Origin of the sequence: Rhizobium sp. TRM95796 (assembly GCF_025779995.1) — a bacterium.
Taxonomy (GTDB): Bacteria; Pseudomonadota; Alphaproteobacteria; order Rhizobiales; family Rhizobiaceae; genus Rhizobium_E.
In genome coordinates, this window is record NZ_JAOXHE010000004.1 from 344,151 (window position 1) to 360,399 (window position 16,249).

Annotated in this window: 17 protein-coding genes and 1 tRNA gene; 11 read left to right on the forward strand and 7 right to left on the reverse strand. The window is 61.7% G+C overall.

The genetic code is table 11. From position 1 onward, the window contains the following. Nucleotides 1–39: 39 nt before the first annotated feature. Nucleotides 40–1,635: a phosphoglycerate dehydrogenase gene (serA, locus tag OCK01_RS10320; protein ID WP_263823852.1), complete on the forward strand. Its 1,596-nt coding sequence runs from the start codon at nt 40–42 to the stop codon at nt 1,633–1,635. Between the two features lie 68 nt (nt 1,636–1,703). Here serA and OCK01_RS10325 read toward each other — a convergent pair whose 3' ends face one another. Together OCK01_RS10325 and OCK01_RS10330 are read right to left on the reverse strand one after the other, a co-directional pair. After that, nucleotides 1,704–2,048, reverse strand: coding sequence for a DUF2793 domain-containing protein (locus tag OCK01_RS10325; protein WP_263823853.1), 345 nt, complete (start codon nt 2,046–2,048; stop codon nt 1,704–1,706). Between the two features lie 149 nt (nt 2,049–2,197). Further along, a complete protein-coding gene (locus OCK01_RS10330) occupies nt 2,198–2,473 on the reverse strand; it encodes a DUF1153 domain-containing protein (protein WP_137154728.1) in 276 nt (91 codons plus the stop codon). A gap of 250 nt (nt 2,474–2,723) precedes the next feature. On the opposite strand from OCK01_RS10330, the gene mnmA reads away from it, so the two are divergent. Continuing rightward, the gene (gene mnmA / locus OCK01_RS10335) at nt 2,724–3,920 is read left to right on the forward strand and encodes a tRNA 2-thiouridine(34) synthase MnmA (protein WP_263823854.1); all 1,197 of its coding nucleotides are present in this window, start codon (nt 2,724–2,726) and stop codon (nt 3,918–3,920) included. Nucleotides 3,921–4,051: 131 nt separating this feature from the next. After that, nucleotides 4,052–4,128, forward strand: a tRNA-Met gene (locus tag OCK01_RS10340). Nucleotides 4,129–4,211: 83 nt separating this feature from the next. On the opposite strand, the gene OCK01_RS10345 is transcribed toward OCK01_RS10340, so the two are convergent. Continuing rightward, nucleotides 4,212–4,895, reverse strand: coding sequence for an acyl carrier protein (locus OCK01_RS10345; RefSeq protein WP_263823855.1), 684 nt, complete (start codon nt 4,893–4,895; stop codon nt 4,212–4,214). 251 nt (nt 4,896–5,146) lie between these two features. On the opposite strand from OCK01_RS10345, the gene OCK01_RS10350 reads away from it, so the two are divergent. Both OCK01_RS10350 and OCK01_RS10355 read left to right on the forward strand, forming a co-directional pair. Continuing rightward, nucleotides 5,147–6,307: a CaiB/BaiF CoA transferase family protein gene (locus OCK01_RS10350; protein ID WP_263823856.1), complete on the forward strand. Its 1,161-nt coding sequence runs from the start codon at nt 5,147–5,149 to the stop codon at nt 6,305–6,307. Beyond that, nucleotides 6,304–7,431, forward strand: coding sequence for an extracellular solute-binding protein (locus OCK01_RS10355; RefSeq protein ID WP_263823857.1), 1,128 nt, complete (start codon nt 6,304–6,306; stop codon nt 7,429–7,431). Before OCK01_RS10350 ends, OCK01_RS10355 begins: the two co-directional genes overlap by 4 nt. Nucleotides 7,432–7,496: 65 nt before the next feature. Here the strand turns inward: OCK01_RS10355 and OCK01_RS10360 are convergent, their stop codons facing one another. Genes OCK01_RS10360 through OCK01_RS10370 form a run of 3 tightly spaced genes read right to left on the reverse strand, consistent with a single transcriptional unit; the run spans nt 7,497 to nt 9,708 of the window. Then, nucleotides 7,497–8,030: a MaoC family dehydratase gene (locus OCK01_RS10360; RefSeq protein ID WP_263823858.1), complete on the reverse strand. Its 534-nt coding sequence runs from the start codon at nt 8,028–8,030 to the stop codon at nt 7,497–7,499. 4 nt (nt 8,031–8,034) lie between these two features. Next, nucleotides 8,035–8,877 carry an amidohydrolase family protein gene (locus tag OCK01_RS10365; RefSeq protein ID WP_263823859.1) on the reverse strand — a complete coding sequence of 281 codons (843 nt, stop codon included), beginning with the start codon at nt 8,875–8,877 and terminating at the stop codon, nt 8,035–8,037. A gap of 51 nt (nt 8,878–8,928) precedes the next feature. Then, nucleotides 8,929–9,708 (reverse strand): IclR family transcriptional regulator, encoded by a 780-nt coding sequence (locus tag OCK01_RS10370; RefSeq protein ID WP_263823860.1) that lies wholly within the window; start codon nt 9,706–9,708, stop codon nt 8,929–8,931. A 147-nt stretch (nt 9,709–9,855) separates the two neighbouring features. Between OCK01_RS10370 and OCK01_RS10375 the strand changes: the two genes are divergently transcribed. The 5 genes from OCK01_RS10375 (at nt 9,856) to OCK01_RS10395 (ending at nt 14,541) form a co-directional block, all read left to right on the forward strand. Beyond that, nucleotides 9,856–10,923 (forward strand): Gfo/Idh/MocA family protein, encoded by a 1,068-nt coding sequence (locus OCK01_RS10375; RefSeq protein WP_263823861.1) that lies wholly within the window; start codon nt 9,856–9,858, stop codon nt 10,921–10,923. Continuing rightward, a complete protein-coding gene (locus OCK01_RS10380; protein WP_246697415.1) occupies nt 10,920–11,375 on the forward strand; it encodes a MaoC/PaaZ C-terminal domain-containing protein in 456 nt (151 codons plus the stop codon). The genes OCK01_RS10375 and OCK01_RS10380 overlap by 4 nt, the downstream gene beginning before the upstream one ends. Nucleotides 11,376–11,399: 24 nt before the next feature. Beyond that, the gene (locus OCK01_RS10385; RefSeq protein WP_263823862.1) at nt 11,400–12,134 is read left to right on the forward strand and encodes an SDR family oxidoreductase; all 735 of its coding nucleotides are present in this window, start codon (nt 11,400–11,402) and stop codon (nt 12,132–12,134) included. A gap of 24 nt (nt 12,135–12,158) precedes the next feature. Beyond that, nucleotides 12,159–13,004, forward strand: coding sequence for a fumarylacetoacetate hydrolase family protein (locus tag OCK01_RS10390; RefSeq protein ID WP_263823863.1), 846 nt, complete (start codon nt 12,159–12,161; stop codon nt 13,002–13,004). 259 nt (nt 13,005–13,263) lie between these two features. After that, complete coding sequence (locus tag OCK01_RS10395) at nt 13,264–14,541, forward strand: L-fuconate dehydratase (protein ID WP_263823864.1); 1,278 nt, start codon at nt 13,264–13,266, stop codon at nt 14,539–14,541. Nucleotides 14,542–14,597: 56 nt separating this feature from the next. Here the strand turns inward: OCK01_RS10395 and OCK01_RS10400 are convergent, their stop codons facing one another. Continuing rightward, nucleotides 14,598–14,912: a hypothetical protein gene (locus tag OCK01_RS10400; RefSeq protein ID WP_263823865.1), complete on the reverse strand. Its 315-nt coding sequence runs from the start codon at nt 14,910–14,912 to the stop codon at nt 14,598–14,600. A 687-nt stretch (nt 14,913–15,599) separates the two neighbouring features. On the opposite strand from OCK01_RS10400, the gene OCK01_RS10405 reads away from it, so the two are divergent. After that, entirely contained in the window at nt 15,600–16,232 is a 633-nt protein-coding gene (locus OCK01_RS10405; protein ID WP_263823866.1) for a CatB-related O-acetyltransferase, read from the forward strand. The last annotated feature ends 17 nt before the right edge of the window (nt 16,233–16,249 follow it).

Here is a 16,249-nt window from a genome sequence, read left to right on the forward strand (position 1 = left end):
CCAGACATTTCCCTTATTCGCTTTTGAGGAGCCCAGACCATGGCGCCACGCGTTCTCGTATCCGACGAACTCTCGGAAACCGCCGTCCAGATCTTCCGTGATCGCGGCATCGACGTCGATTTCCAGCCGAAGCTCGGCAAGGACAAGGAAAAGCTCGCCGAGATCATCGGCAATTATGACGGCCTCGCCATCCGATCGGCCACCAAGGTCACCGAGAAGCTGATCGCGGCGGCGACCAATCTCAAGGTGGTCGGCCGCGCCGGCATCGGCGTCGACAATGTCGATATTCCCGCCGCCTCCAAGCGCGGCGTCATCGTGATGAACACGCCTTTCGGCAATTCGATCACCACCGCCGAACACGCGATTGCGCTGATGTTCGCCGTCGCCCGCCAGATCCCCTCCGCCGACGCCTCCACCCAGGCCGGCAAGTGGGAAAAGTCCAAATTCATGGGCGTCGAAATCACCGGCAAGACGCTCGGCGTCATCGGAGCCGGCAATATCGGCTCCATCGTCTGCGCCCGCGCGCTCGGCCTCAAAATGCGCGTGATCGCCTATGACCCCTTCCTGTCGGCCGAACGGGCGCAGGAAATGGGCGTCACCAAGGTCGAGCTCGACGATCTCCTGGCGCAGGCCGATTTCATCACGCTGCATGTGCCGATGACCGACAAGACGCGCGGCATCCTCAACAAAGACGCGATTGCCAAGACCAAGCCCGGCGTGCGCATCGTCAACTGCGCCCGCGGTGGTCTTGTGGATGAAGCGGCATTGGCCGAAGCGCTGAAGTCCGGTCACGTCGCCGGCGCCGGCTTCGACGTGTTCGAGGTCGAGCCCGCCACCGAAAGCCCGCTGTTCGGCCTGCCGAATGTCGTCTGCACGCCGCATCTCGGCGCCTCCACGACGGAAGCGCAGGAAAATGTGGCGCTGCAGGTGGCCGAGCAGATGTCCGACTATCTGGTGAAGGGCGCCGTCTCCAACGCCATCAACATGCCGTCGATCACCGCCGAGGAAGCGCCGATCCTGAAGCCGTTCATCCGGCTCGCCGACGTGCTCGGCGCCTTTGTCGGCCAGGTCACCGACACCGCCATCAAGGAAATCGAAATCCTCTATGACGGTTCGACCGCGTCGATGAACACCAAGGCGCTGACCTCCGCGCTGCTCGCGGGCCTGATCCGCAGCCAGGTGGCCGACGTCAACATGGTTTCGGCGCCGATCATGATCAAGGAAAAGGGCGTGATCCTCTCGGAGGTCAAGCGCGACAAGTCGGGCGTCTATGACGGCTATATCAAGCTGACCGTCACCACCGACAAGAACACCCGTTCGGTGGCCGGCACGGTGTTTTCGGACGGAAAGCCGCGCTTCATACAGATCAAGGGCATCAACATGGACGCCGATGTCGGCGCCAATATGGTCTATATCTCCAACACCGACGTGCCCGGCATGATCGGTTTCATGGGCACCACGCTCGGCGCAGCCGGCGTCAACATCGCCAACTTCCAGCTCGGCCGCGACAAGCAGGGCGGCGACGCCATCGCGCTGCTCTATGTCGACGAGCCGCTCAAGGATGATGTGATCGCCAAGCTGACCGCCAACGAGGCGATCCGCCAGGTGAAGCCGCTCGTGTTCAACGTCGACTGATCCCGGTGATCGGCATCGAGGATGAAAGGGCGCGGCGCACACCGCGCCCTTTGTCTTTGGCGGGCTGATCAGGCCGTCGCGAGGGTCGCCCAGGCGCCGCCGGTCCAGACCTTCAACGCCGACGTTTCGACGAACCAGGCCAGCCATCCCGGGCGGGGCGTGTGGAAGATCCAGGCGCCGCTTTCGCGAGCTGCGATCGAGCCGCCTCGTCCGGACCAGTCGCCCGACGCCGGGGTCGATACCCAGTAGCAGTCGCCATCTGCGGGGGAGGGGGGAGGCGAGCCGCGTGTATCCCGGATCGCGAGGTGGACGATCGCGTCGAGCGCCTGCAGGGCTTCGTTGTGGGTGATGTGTTTCTGCGCCTGCGACGACAGGATGTAGGGCAGGTCAAGACGCGTGGTCTTCTCGGTCATGGGAAAATCCTAACTTCGGGTTAACGGGGGAATAGCCGTTCCATGCTAGGACAGGTTCGAGGGAGGGGGACGCGCCGGCGAGGACAAATCGAGCCAAAACGAAAAAGACCGGGACGAACCCGGTCTTTTCGAAACTCAACCGCCAGATATCAGTGGCGATACTGCTGGATGCGCGTGGTGCGCAGTCCGGCGAGACCATGTTCGGAAATGGAGCTTTGCCAGGACAGGAACTCTTCCACCGTCAGAGTATAGCGTTCACAGGCTTCTTCAAGGCTCAACAGGCCGCCGCGCACGGCTGCGACCACTTCCGCCTTGCGACGGATAACCCAGCGACGAGTATTGGAAGGCGGCAAATCCGCGATCGTCAACGGGCTGCCATCGGGTCCGATGACATATTTAACTCTTGGACGTATTGCTTCGGTCATTGGACTCTCTACACAAACAAAGACCATATGGGCGGTACTCTAGGACCCCACCTTTAAAATTTGCCTAAACGCTCCGGAAAAAATTTATGAAAAGCTCTGTTAAATCAGTCCGCTTGCGGGCAAGGCGCATGAAAAGCCCGCACATCTCGGCTTGTTGGCGCCTTATTTAGTTCCTATATCGCCCGCGAAATTCATGTTAAACAGGGCATTCAAGCCCAGCGACAGCCTTTTCAGTGCAAGAGTAAAGACCGTGAACAGCCTCGATTTCGATAAGCGTCCCGAAGACACCCGCGTGGTCGTCGCCATGTCCGGCGGCGTCGATTCGTCCGTCGTGGCCGGGCTTCTGGCGCGAGAGGGATATGAGGTCATCGGCATCACGCTGCAGTTGTACGATCATGGCGCCGCCGTGCATCGGGCCGGCTCCTGCTGCGCGGGCCAGGATATCGACGATGCGCGCCGCGTCTGCGAAACGCTCGGCATTCCCCATTACGTGCTGGATTACGAGCGCCGCTTCAAGGAAACGGTGATCAATCCCTTCGCCGAAAGCTATGTCGCCGGCGAAACGCCGATCCCCTGCGTGGCCTGCAACCAGACGGTCAAATTCGCCGACCTCCTGATCACCGCCAAGGAACTGGGCGCCGACGCGCTCGCCACCGGCCATTATATCCGCTCCGGCGCCAATCCCTCGGCCGACAACCCCGCCCGGCGGGCGCTGTATCGTCCGACGGATGCGGAGCGCGACCAGAGCTATTTCCTGTTCGCCACCACGCAGGAGCAGATCGATTATTTGCGCTTTCCGCTCGGCGGCATGGCGAAGGCGGATGTGCGGGCGCTTGCCTCCGAGATGGGGCTGGTCGTTGCCGCCAAGGCCGACAGCCAGGATATCTGCTTCGTGCCGCAGGGGCGCTACAGCGACCTGATCACCAAATTACGTCCGGACGCCAAGCTCGGCGGCGACATCGTCCATCTCGACGGACGGGTGCTCGGCCAGCATGACGGCATCCTGCACTACACGATCGGCCAGCGTCGCGGCATCGGCGTCGCCACCGGCGAGCCGCTCTATGTCGTCCATCTCGACGCGCGCAGCAAGCGGGTGATCGTGGGTCCCAAGGAAGCGTTGGACACCAGGCGCATCTATCTGCGCGACATGAACTGGCTGGGAGACGCCTCCCTGACCGAGATGGTCGGCGACGGCTTCGAATGTTTCGCCAAGGTGCGTTCGACGCGCCCGCCGAAGCCCGCGACGCTGCATGTCGACGCCACCGGCGTCTATGTCGACCTGCATGACGGGGAGCCGGGGCTTGCGCCCGGCCAGGCTTGCGCGCTCTATTCCGCGCCCGGCGAAGACGCGCGCGTCTATGGCGGCGGCTTCATCGACCGATCGGAAAAAGACGCGTCGTCGGAAGCGTTGCTGAAGCGACTGCTGCAATCGGCCCAGGCCGCCTGAGCCTTGAATCGAAAAGGCTTTTTCAGGTTTTTTCGACCTTCCGGCAGAAAGTGGCCGAAGGCGCTTGACAGGGGCGGAACCCGCTTCTATAAGCCGCGCCACGACGACGGGCAAAGCTCGAAGTCGCGTGTGGCGGGGTAGCTCAGGTGGTGAGAGCGTGGGATTCATAACCCCAAGGTCGGCGGTTCAAGTCCGCCCTCCGCTACCAAACATTTCTAGAACGAGATAAGCCGGATGCGTTTGCTCCGGCTTTTTTGTTGCACGACAGTCGCCTCGGCAAGGCTCTTGCCATCACCGGCGCACGTGTTTGGGGGCTATGATCAGGGTTTGCCGCGTGATTTCCTGCTTGAGCAGCGATGTGTGATCGGCAAGAACCTCCTTGAGCGCATCCCAAGCTTCTTGCTCGCGCAGTCGAGCGCCCTCATCCGCCAGCAGCCTGATATTTTTCGACGACACAATGCGAGCGAGATCGCCAAAGGTCGCAATTCTGCTGGGCAGTCTTATCGGCGCTATTTTCAAGACCGCGCATGCCAAAACCGCTGATGTTATCGCCAGCCACCATGAGTAGCCTGAAACAAGAATAGTGATTGGGGCCGCGATCATCAGGACCAGTGCGGCGTATCCCAAAAGTGGAAGTTCAAGGAATGGCGCTCTGAGATGGCAATCCTTTTCGATGATGCGGTGTATTTCTCTTGTCGGAATGGACGAAAGAACTGTGATCGGCGTGTGGGGCCTCAACTTCGTGCCTATACGAGGTTGTAACGCGCGGCGGAGCCGGAAAAACGTCATCGCTGTAGCGCAGCGCCCCTCGGCAGCGCCAGCCGGCAATTTCGCCGCGACTGCGTTGAAAAAATCGCCTACGGTTCGGACATGCTCGAGTTCAAATTCATTGAAGCGACATCCGAACGCCTCCTCCACGTCTTCAAGCAGTTCGCTTTCGTCGCCGTCGCCATACAATCCCATCGAATTTGTCATCGATGCGCTCCTTCGGATTGACACTATAGCGCTGGGCGTCTGGATTCCAAGCGCATCTGTATGTCCTCTTTGCTTTGGCCATAGTTCCGGACTTTCGCGCCGCATTAAGTTGTGATTGTTGCGGTCGCGCTAAGAAGAGCGGCTCGGCGGGATGCAGCTTGTTGTGGAATTTCCCTTGTCATTCATCCATATTTGAATAATCTATTCACTCATGAACTGAGTGAGCCGCTTCGGCGGGGGTGGAGGAGAGAATGCCTGAAATGATCGAGCCGCCGCTGGCGGGTCTCGTGGTCGTCGACATGAGCCAGTTTCTGTCGGGTCCTTATTGTTCGCTCAGACTGCTGGATCTCGGCGCGCGCGTGATCAAGATCGAGCGGCCGGATGGCGGCGATCTTTCGCGGCGGCTTTATCTCAGCGACACCGAGATCGGCGGCGATTCCACGATTTTCCATGCGATCAACCGGGGCAAGGAGAGTCTCGCCATCGACATGAAGAATCCTGCCGATCTCGACGCGCTGAAGGCGCTGATCGCCAAGGCCGATGTGGTGATCCAGAATTTCCGTCCGGGCGTGATCCAGCGTCTCGGTCTCGATTACGAGGCGGTGAAAGCGATCAATCCCGGCATCGTCTATGGCTCGATCTCGGGCTATGGCGAGGAGGGGCCCTGGGTGTCGCGTCCGGGGCAGGATCTGCTGGCGCAATCGCGCTCGGGCCTGATGTGGCTGAACGGCGATCATGACCAGGGGCCAGTGCCGTTTGGCCTGGCGGTCGGCGACATGCTGGCGGGGGCAGCGCTCTGCCAGGGACTGCTGGCGGCGCTGGTGCGGCGCGGGATTTCGGGCAAGGGCGCGCATGTCGAGACAAGCCTGCTCGAAGCGCTGGTGGATTTTCAGTTCGAAGTGCTGACCACCTATCTCAATGACGGCAGGCGCATGCCCAAGCGCTCCGGTTTCCGCAGCGCGCATGCCTATCTCTCCGCCCCCTATGGCGTCTATCCGGCGCAGAACGGCTATCTCGCGCTGGCGATGACGCCGATCGGCAAGATCGAGAAATTGCTCGACATTCCGGAACTCGCCGCCTTCAGCGACAATCCCTCCAGCTGGTTCACCGACCGCGACGATATCAAGAAGCTGATCGCGGCGCGGATCTCCACCGGCACGGTCGAGCAATGGTTGGCGCTTCTGGAGCCCGCCGACATCTGGTGCGCCAAGGTGCTGGACTGGGACGAATTGATGTCGCATGAAGGCTTCCAGACGCTCGACATGCTGCAGACGGTGACCCGCGAGGACGCCGTCTCCATACTCACCACCTCGTCGCCGCTCCGGGTCAACGGCCAGCGCCCGCATGGCGACCGCGCCGCCCCCCGGATCGGCGAACATTCGGACAGGATCCGCAAGGAGTTCAATCTATGACCATCACGCTCAAGGGCATGACCTGGAGCCATCCGCGCGGCTACGACCCGATGGTGGCGTCATCCGCACTCTATCTCCAGCAAAAGGGCGTGGAGATCGTCTGGGACAAGCGATCGCTGCAGGATTTCGAGTCCTTCCCGGTCGAGGAACTGGCCCGCGCCTATGACCTGATCGTCATCGATCATCCGCATGTCGGCCAGATCACCGCTGAAAACTGCCTCGCGGCCCTGGATATCGACGGACGCGAACAGGCGTTCGACGCCATGGCAAAGGCCTCGGTCGGCGAATCCTTCCGCAGTTATAATTGGCAGGGTCGGCAATGGGCCTTCCCGATCGACGCCGCCACCCAGGTCCAGGCCTTCCGAGAAGATCTCGCCGATGCGGTGGAGACGCTGGACGACGTCTTTGAACTGGCCGAGCAGGGCGGCGTGCTGCTGCCGCTCAAGCCGCCGCATTCGCTGATGACCTTCTACACGCTCTGCGCCAATATGATGAGCCCGTGCTCGACGGCCAAGGGCGACCTGATCGACGAGGAAACCGGGCTCGCCGCCTATACGGTGCTTTCCGAACTCGTCGCGCTGATCGAACCCGCCTGTTTCGACATGGACCCGATCGCGGTGTTCGAGAAGATGGCCGAGGCCGACAGCGTCATTGCCTGCGCGCCCTATATCTACGGCTATGTTTCCTATGCGCTCGACGGCTTCCGGCCCAACCCGCTGTCCTTCACCGATATTCCCGAAGCGGGCGTGATCGGCCCAGCGGGCTCGGCGCTCGGCGGCACCGGCATCGCCGTCTCCGCTTTTTCAGCCAATAAGGACGCCGCGATCGACTTCGCCTATTGGGTGGCGTCGGCCCAGATCCAGAAGGGCGTCTATGCCGCTTCCGGCGGCCAGCCCGGCCATGCCGACGCCTGGGAAGATGATGGCGTCAACGAAAGGACCTTCGGCTTTTACGCCAATACCCGCCCGACGCTGGAGGGAGCCTGGGTGCGGCCGCGGCACAATGGCTATATGCCGTTCCAGCATGCAGCGTCGGAGCGGATCAACAAGGGCCTGAAAGCGGGCGAGGACGGCAAAAGCGTGATCGCCGATCTCAACCGGATGTTCCGCGACAGCTTTCTCTAAAAAAAGCGCGCTACAATGACAAAGCCGCCGCGAGTAATGTTCGCGGCGGCTTTGCTGTCTGTTGATCAGACGTCCGGGCGCTGACCCGAGCGATAGCGCACTGTCTGGATATGCTCGCAATAGAGCACGAGTTCGCCTTCGCTCTTGAACACTTCATAGGAGGCGCGGATCAGGCCGAGCTGGTCATATTTCGGCTCTTTGCCGAGATTGGTGCGGATCGTGTAGATCGTGTCGCCGATGAAGACAGGCTTGATGAAGCGCAGGCGGTCATAGCCATAGGAAAAGGCGTTGACGCAGTTGGTCGCCACCAGGCCCAGGCCGGCCGAGAAGACGAAGGCGCCGGCGATCAGCCGCTTGCCGAACATGCCCTCGGTCTCGGCGAAGATCTGGTCGCCGACATAAGGGTGCATGTCGAGCACCAGCGCGTTGAACTGCATGGACTCGCCTTCGGATATCGTTCGCCTCAGCGAGCGGATCTTGTGGCCGATCTCGAAATCCTCGTAGAACCAGTTCTCGGCATTCCAGACCGGCAGATCGGCGTGATCGGCCGGCATGGTGCGGGGATGGGTGCTTTCAACGCCGACGGTGGGGGAGGCCATGACCTCAGGCTCCCAGCCGCCAGATGCGCCGTGCATTGCCGCTCAACAGTTTGGCCTTGTCCTCGGCGCTGACGCCTTCCAGCAGCGCATGCGTCGCAGCGACCCAGGTGGAGAGCGTTCCGGCCAGCGTGCAGACCGGCCAGTCGCTGCCCCAGACCATGCGGTCGAAGCCGAAACTGCCGATCGTGTGTTCGGCATAGGGTCTGATGTCGTCGAGCGTCCAGTTCCCGGTGTCGGTATAGGCGACGATGCCGGAGAGCTTGCCGGTGATGTTGGGGCGCTTGGCGATCTCGGTCATCTCAGTTCGCCAGAGATCATAGCCGCCCCCCTTGATGTCGGGCACGCCGCAATGATCAAGAATGAACTGGACATCGGGATTGAGATCGACGAGCGCCGCCGCCTTCTTCAATTGATGCGGCTTGACCACGAGGTCGAAGGTGAGGCCGGTCCCTTTGAGGCGGCTGATATTGTCGCGGAACACCGCGCCCTCGGAGAGTTCGTCCGGCATGACATGCAGCACGCGCCTGAAGCCCTTGATGACGGGGTTTTGGCGGGCGCGATCGAGATAGGCGGCGAAATCGGCACTCTCAGGCCGGCAGGCGGCGATGGCGCCGACCAGCAGCGAACCGTCGCGGGCGGCCACCGAGGCGACATAGTCGCTTTCCTTCTCGATATCCTCTTCCGCGACATCGACTTCCATATGCAACACGGCCTCGATGCCGAGCCGCCGGGCTTCGCGGGCATAGTCTTCATAGAGCGCATTGCGGTTCAAGGGACCTGCCTCGGCCAGCCACGGATAGGTCAGCGCCTGCTGGTCGACGATATGCAGATGGGTGTCGATGATCATGTCGTTCTCCTCCGCCGGCCTGGCCGGCTCCTCCCTCTGACCGGTGCTCGCTCAGTCGATTTCGAGACCGGCCGCTTTTGAAATCTCCCGGCTCGTTTCGAGCAGCAGCGCGATGGTCGCTTCCATGTCCGGCGCCTCGGCATTCTTGATCGGCACAAAAGGCGTGGTCAGCGCCGCGATGGCGCGGCCATCGACGCCGAGCACCGGCACCGACAGATTGGTGACCGAGGCCGTCTGCAGGCTGGGCATGATTTCATAACCGCGGGCGCGGACCGCCTCCAGCTTGGCGTCGAATTCCGGCGTCGTGTCGGCGCGGCCGCCATTGTCGGCATATTCCCTCAGCATCACCGCGCGCTCCTCGGACGTGCGGAAAGCGAGGATGATGTGACCCGAACCGGTGTCGATCATGTCGATATGGGCGCCGAGCCGCAGCGACAGACCCCAGTAACCCGGCGCTTCCTGCTGGGCGATGACCACGGCGGCGCCGCGATCGAAGACGACGAGGTGATTGGCCTGCCTGCTCTTTTCGGCGAGCTCGCGCATCAGCGGCGTGGCGTAGGAGACGAGGCGGCGGACGGGGGCATGCATATGGGCGAGCCCGAACAGCTTCAGCGACAGCGCATAGCGGTCGCCGTCGATGCGCGTCACATAGCCCCGCTTCACGAGACGGTCGAGCATGCGGTAATGTTCATTGGCGTTGCGGCCCATGCGCTTGGCGATTTCCGCTTGCGTCAGGCCGCCATCGACGCCGGCGAGCAGTTCGAGAATGTCGAGCCCCTTGTCGAGCGCGGGCGCCCGGTAACGGTCATCGTCTAAGGCTTCCTTGGCCAATGCATCCTCCAGAACAAGATGAGGTTTTGTAGACGACCGATGTGAGCTTGACAATATGTGAATAATCTCTTCATATGTGAATGACGCAAGGGAGGAGCATCATGAACAACCGGGAAGGGCTGGCGCGCGGATCCGCCGGATCGATCCATGACGTTTGACCCGAAAACGCTGTCGCAATCCTGGCCGCTGCCATCAAACCCCCGGCCGATCGTCACCTTCGGGGCGGGCTCGATCGTCGGCGACGCGCATTTTCCCGCCTATCGCAAGGCCGGTTTGCCGGTGGCCGGACTATATGATCCAGACCTCGCAAAAGCCAAGGCGCTGGCGGAAAAATGGGGCGTTGCGGCTTACGCTTCCGTGGAGGAAGCGGCTGGTGTCGACGGAGCCATTTTCGATCTCGCCACGCCGCCCGCCGCGCATCGCGCCGTGCTGGAGACGCTGCCGGAAGGCGCAGGTGTGCTGATCCAGAAGCCGATGGGCGCCGATCTCACTGCGGCCACCGAAATCCTCGACATCTGCCGTCGCCGTCACCTCAAGGCGGCGGTGAATTTCCAGTTGCGATTCGCGCCGATGATGCTGGCGCTGAAAGACGCGATCGCCAAGGGTTGGCTGGGCGAGGTGGTGGACTTCGACGCCTGGCTGGCGCTCGATACGCCTTGGTCGCTCTGGGCTTTCCTCAAGGGACTGCCGCGGATCGAGATCACCATGCACTCGATCCACTATCTCGACCTGATCCGGCAGCTGCTCGGCGATCCCCAGGGCGTTCACGCCAAGTCGATCGGCCATCCGAGCCATGAGATGGCGCAGACGCGGACCTCGGCGATCCTCGATTACGGCGATCGCGTGCGCTGCGCGCTCAGCATCAATCACGACCATCGTTTTGGGCGGAAGCATCAGGCCTGCGAGTTCCGTATCTCCGGTACGGAAGGCGCGGCTTACCTTCAACTCGGCGTCAATCTCAATTATCCCGAGGGCGAGCCCGATATTTTGGAGATCTACCCCAAGGGCGGCGACGGCTGGGTCAGCGTGCCGCTCGAGGGCAAATGGTTTCCGGACGCCTTTGTCGGCCGCATGGCCAATCTGCAGCGCTTCGTCGCGGGCGAGGATCATGAGCTCGTCAGCTCGGTCGAGGATGGCTGGCTGACCATGGCGCTGGTCGAGGCCGCCTATCAATCCTCCGCCGACCCCGCCACGCCCATAGCCGGGAGACCTTGATGGAACAGGAAATTTTCTTCGAAGACTATCAGCTCGGTCACGTCAGGCTTACCACCGGACGGACGATCACCGAGACGGATTTCGTCGTGCATGCCGGCCATACAGGCGATTTCTTTCCGCACCACATGGATGCGGAATTTGCGAAAACGCTGCCATTCGGCCAGCGCATCGCCCATGGCACGATGGTGTTTTCCATTGGTGTGGGGCTCACGGCGAGCCTTATCAATCCCGTTGCTTTCTCCTATGGTTATGACCGGCTGCGCTTCATCCGCCCCGTCTTTATCGGCGACACGATCAAGACGCGGGTGACGATCGCGGCCAAGGAGGATGATCCGAAGCGGAAGGATGCGGGCCGGGTGATCGAACGCTGCGAGGTGGTCAACCAGCGCGGGGAGGTCGTGCTCGCGGCCGATCATATTCTCATCGTCGAGCGGCGCGTGAAGACTGCTTGAGATGTTTCAGAGGGACAGAATTTGATGAGCGACTATGTGAAGGGCAAGAAGGCGGTCGTCACGGCGGCGGCGCAGGGCATCGGCCGGGCGACGGCGCTGGCGCTGGCGGCTGCGGGCGCCGAGGTGCTGGCGACGGATATCAACGAAACCGTGCTGAAAGAGCTCGAGGGCACAGCCGGCATCCGCACGCTGAAGCTCAATGTGCTCGATGACGCGGCGGTGAAGGCGGCGATTGCGGAAAACGGCCCGTTCGACATTCTCGTCAACAGCGCCGGCGTGGTGCATGGCGGCTCGATCATGGAGATGAAGGACGAGGATCTCGACTTCGCCATGGATCTCAACGTCAAATCGATGATCCGCATGATCCGCGCCGTGCTGCCGGCGATGCTGGAGAAGAAGGATGGCGCGATCGTCAATATCGGCTCGGTCGCCTCCTCCATCAAGGGCGTGCCCAATCGCTTCGCCTATGGCGTGACCAAGGCGGCCGTGATCGGCCTCACCAAGGCGGTGGCTGCCGATTATGTGGCGCAGGGCGTGCGCATCAACGTCATTTGCCCCGGCACGGTGGAAAGCCCGTCGCTGCAGGATCGCCTGCGCGCGCAGGGCGATTATGACGCGGCACGCGCCGCCTTCATCGCCCGCCAGCCGATCGGCCGCATCGGCACGCCGGAGGAAATCGCCGATCTCGCCGTCTATCTCGCCGGCGCCACCTACACGACCGGTCAGGCCTATGCCATTGATGGCGGCTGGACCATCTGACGACAGCAACAAGGGAATATTGACATGAAACTCATGCGCGTTGGCCCGCTCGGCGCCGAAAAGCCCGCGATCCTCGCCGCCGACGGCACGATCCGCGATCTCTCCGCCCATGTGGCCGATATCGCCGGCGCGGCGATCGGCCCCGAAGGCCTGGCCAAGATCGCCGCCATCGACACTTCGAGCCTGCCCGTGGTCGGCGAGGGAACCCGCATCGGCGCCTGCGTCGGCGGCACGGGCAAGTTCATCTGCATCGGCCTCAACTATTCCGACCACGCCGCCGAATCCGGCATGGCGGTGCCGTCCGAGCCGGTGATCTTCATGAAGGCCACCTCGGCCATCTGCGGCCCCAATGACGACGTGCTGATCCCGCGCGGCTCGGAGAAGACCGACTGGGAAGTCGAACTCGGTGTCATCATCGGCAAGACGGCGAAATATGTCTCCGAAGACGAGGCGCTGGATTATGTGGCCGGCTACGCCGTCTCGCACGACGTCTCCGAACGCGCCTTCCAGACCGAGCGCTCGGGCCAATGGACCAAAGGCAAGTCCTGCGACACGTTCGGCCCCACCGGCCCCTATCTCGTGACCAAGGACGAAGTGGCCGATCCGCAGAACCTGAAGATGTGGCTGAAGGTGAACGGCGAGACCATGCAGGACGGCACGTCCTCGACCATGGTCTACAATGTGAAATTCCTGGTCTCCTATCTCAGCCAGTTCATGAGCCTGCATCCCGGCGACATCATCTCCACCGGCACGCCTCCGGGCGTCGGCATGGGCATGAAGCCGCCGCGCTATCTCCGTGATGGCGACGTGGTGGAGCTCGGCATCGAGGGGCTGGGCAGCCAGAAGCAGACCTTCGTGCAGGATAAGTGAGGGGAGCGGGGGGCAAGCTACAGGCCTTGTGCCCGTGGCGCCCCCCTCTGTCCTGCCGGACATCTCCCCCTCAAGGGGGGAGATCGGCAGGCGGCCAGACCTTCGCCCAGCAATCGACGTCGAGATTTGGGGAAGCCATCGCCCCCATCCAATCTCCCCCCTTGAGGGGGAGATGTCCGGCAGGACAGAGGGGGGTAACGCCCACCCGTTGCCGCCAAAAGTAAATGACCACGAACATTTCGAACCAACAGAGGCATCCGTGACCAAGATCATCAGCCTGGAGACGCTCGATCTCCGTTTCCCGACCTCCCTCAGCCTCGACGGTTCGGATGCGATGAATCCGGATCCGGATTATTCGGCCGCCTATGTCATTCTCGGCACGGACGAGAGCGGGCTTGAAGGTCACGGCCTCACCTTCACCATCGGCCGCGGCAACGAGATCTGCTGCGCGGCGATCGAGGCCATGCGGCATCTGGTGGTGGGGCTCGATCTCGCCTGGATCAAGGAAAATCCAGGCCGCTTCTGGCGGCATGTGACCAGCGACAGCCAGCTGCGCTGGATCGGCCCGGACAAGGGCGCCATCCATCTCGCCACCGGCGCCGTGGTCAACGCCGTCTGGGATCTCCTCGCCAAGCAGGCCGGCAAACCGGTCTGGCGTCTCGTGGCCGAGATGAGCCCGGAAGAGATCGTCGACATCGTCGATTTCCGTTACATGACCGACGCCATCACCCGCGAGGAAGCGCTGGCCATCCTGCGCAAGGCCGAGCCCGGCAAGGCCGAGCGTATCGCCCGCCTCGAAGCCAAGGGCTATCCCTGCTACACGACCTCGGCCGGCTGGCTGGGCTACGACGACGACAAACTGCGCCGCCTCTGCAAGGAGGCGATCGACGCCGGCTTCAACCATATCAAGATGAAGGTCGGCCGCGATCTCGAAGACGATATCCGCCGCCTGACCATTGCGCGCGAAGTCATCGGCCCCGATCGCTATCTGATGATCGACGCCAACCAGGTGTGGGAAGTCGACCAGGCGATCGACTGGGTGAAGAAGCTCGCTTTCACCAAGCCTTTCTTCATCGAGGAGCCGACCAGCCCCGACGATGTGTTCGGCCACAAGAAGATCCGCGAGGCCATCGGCCCGGTGAAGGTGGCGACCGGCGAAATGTGCCAGAACCGCATCCTATTCAAGCAGATGATCGCCAATGGCGCGATCGACATCGTCCAGATCGACGCCTGCCGCATGGGCGGCCTCAACGAAGTGCTCGGCGTGCTGCTTATGGCCGCCAAATTCGGCCTCCCCGTCTGGCCGCATGCCGGCGGCGTCGGCCTGTGCGAATATGTCCAGCATCTGTCGATGATCGACTATGTCGCGGTGTCAGGCGAAATCGACGGCCGGGTGATCGAATTCGTCGATCATCTGCATGAGCATTTTCTCGAGCCCTGCGTGATCGAGGATGCCGCTTATATGCCGCCCAAGGCTGCGGGGTTTTCGATTGAGATGAAGAAGGAAAGCCGGGACGAGTATCGGTTCAGGGGGTGATGTTTGGGGGGAGGGTGAGCCGGTCGAGGGGCCGGCTCTTTGCAGTTCTCATCTTATTAGCGAGAGGTGATCCGCACCCTGTATTCCGGCCCCTCGTCCCCATACTTGACGGCGCCATCGAGCAGGATCATATAGGGATCGCTCAGGCGTTCGAGTGGCGAGGACTGGTGTTTAAACTCGCAGCGGCAATTCGGGCATTTTGGGTTCGCGCCGGGCGTGAACCAGCCTCCGCATTCGCATTCTGGCAGCGTCGACGCAATCCGCTCCAAGATCTCCGGGCTGTCATCGTTCCAACTGATTTTCTGGTCCTTCAAGCGAAGAATGACATTACTGCAATCGGAGCAGTAGAAATGCGGGCACGACTGGCTCATTCCGGACGATCTCCAGACCGGTGTGTCGGTCTTGCAGCTATCGCACCTGAGTTTTCCGAATTGTACATAGTTAACTGTTTTCATTAAGAATTTCCACAAGGCTGATTCGTGTAACGACAAATCAATTCCACTCCGAAAGCGGGGAACAGGGCTGAACTCATGTTGGCTATGTAAGGCAAAATTACAAAGGTTAGCGGCAATGTCAGGTAGAGGAGCTACTCTTCGATCGTGTTGCAACCAGTCCAATGACGCAGCCCACCGCGATGACAAACCAAATTACCAACAAAAACGCGATGATTGGGAGAAAGCCCATCGCGATGAGCGCGCCTTGTGGCGCGTCAACGCCTCCCAATCCCCACGTCAATAAACCGAATAAACTTACGATCAGTCCCCAACACACAATCGTCGAAATTTTCAACAAGCGCTTTATCGGTCGTCTCACAAGGTTTGGCTCACTCAACACATCACCTCAGCGTTTTTCGTCTCTACCGGTTTAACACGAGCCTGCAATCGCTGCACGTCCCCGTGTCGGCGAGAGCAATCGGCATCGCGCCATCTAAAGGCGAAGCGGTCTGAACTCTCTTCCGCCGCATTCAAACAATTGATCCCCCCATTCCCCTCAAGCAATGGATCACGCCCCCTTCCTCCCGTAGCATCGGCCACATCCCCACCGCTCCGGACCCCGCCATGCCCCTTCTAAACGCCGATCTCCTCCATCCCATCACGCTGCCGGATGGGACCGTCTATCGCGACACCGTGCATCTGAAACAGGCGATCGACCATCCGCGCATCGAGGCGGGCGAGTACAGCTATTTCACCCATTCGGGCCGCGTGGAGGAGACGGCGGGGATTTTGGCGCCTTATCTCGGGCCCGGCTGCCGGGAGCGGCTGGTGATCGGCAAATTCGTGCAGATCGCGCGGGGCAGTTATTTCATCACCAGTTCCGCCAATCACCCGATGACTGGCGTCACCGCCTATCCCTTCCGCATCTTCAAGCCGGAAACCTTTGGCTACAAGGATCTGCCGGTCAGGGACACAGTGGTGGGCCACGATGTCTGGATCGGCCATGAGGCGGCCGTTATGCCGGGGGTGCGGATCGGACCGGGCGCGATCATCGCGGCTCGCGCCGTGGTGAAGCGGGATGTGCCCGCCTACGCCGTCGTCGGCGGCAATCCGGCCGGGATCATCCGCATGCGCTACCCCGACGATGTGATCGCTGACCTCCTCGACATCGCCTGGTGGGACTGGCCGCTCGACAAGATCGAGGCCAATCTGCCGCATCTCGAAAGCGGGGATATCGCGGCGCTGAAGCGGGCGTGAGGGATCTTCGCCTTCCA

Coding starts and splice junctions, on each gene's coding strand:
- OCK01_RS10390 (WP_263823863.1), top strand. CDS start 12,159: ATGAAACTCATGCGCGTTGGCCCGCTCGGCGCCGAAAAGCCCGCGATC.
- OCK01_RS10400 (WP_263823865.1), bottom strand. CDS start 14,912: ATGAGCCAGTCGTGCCCGCATTTCTACTGCTCCGATTGCAGTAATGTC.
- OCK01_RS10325 (WP_263823853.1), bottom strand. CDS start 2,048: ATGACCGAGAAGACCACGCGTCTTGACCTGCCCTACATCCTGTCGTCG.
- OCK01_RS10350 (WP_263823856.1), top strand. CDS start 5,147: ATGCCTGAAATGATCGAGCCGCCGCTGGCGGGTCTCGTGGTCGTCGAC.
- OCK01_RS10385 (WP_263823862.1), top strand. CDS start 11,400: ATGAGCGACTATGTGAAGGGCAAGAAGGCGGTCGTCACGGCGGCGGCG.
- OCK01_RS10365 (WP_263823859.1), bottom strand. CDS start 8,877: ATGATCATCGACACCCATCTGCATATCGTCGACCAGCAGGCGCTGACC.
- OCK01_RS10330 (WP_137154728.1), bottom strand. CDS start 2,473: ATGACCGAAGCAATACGTCCAAGAGTTAAATATGTCATCGGACCCGAT.
- serA (WP_263823852.1), top strand. CDS start 40: ATGGCGCCACGCGTTCTCGTATCCGACGAACTCTCGGAAACCGCCGTC.
- OCK01_RS10360 (WP_263823858.1), bottom strand. CDS start 8,030: ATGGCCTCCCCCACCGTCGGCGTTGAAAGCACCCATCCCCGCACCATG.
- OCK01_RS10405 (WP_263823866.1), top strand. CDS start 15,600: ATGCCCCTTCTAAACGCCGATCTCCTCCATCCCATCACGCTGCCGGAT.
- OCK01_RS10355 (WP_263823857.1), top strand. CDS start 6,304: ATGACCATCACGCTCAAGGGCATGACCTGGAGCCATCCGCGCGGCTAC.
- OCK01_RS10345 (WP_263823855.1), bottom strand. CDS start 4,895: ATGACAAATTCGATGGGATTGTATGGCGACGGCGACGAAAGCGAACTG.
- OCK01_RS10375 (WP_263823861.1), top strand. CDS start 9,856: ATGACGTTTGACCCGAAAACGCTGTCGCAATCCTGGCCGCTGCCATCA.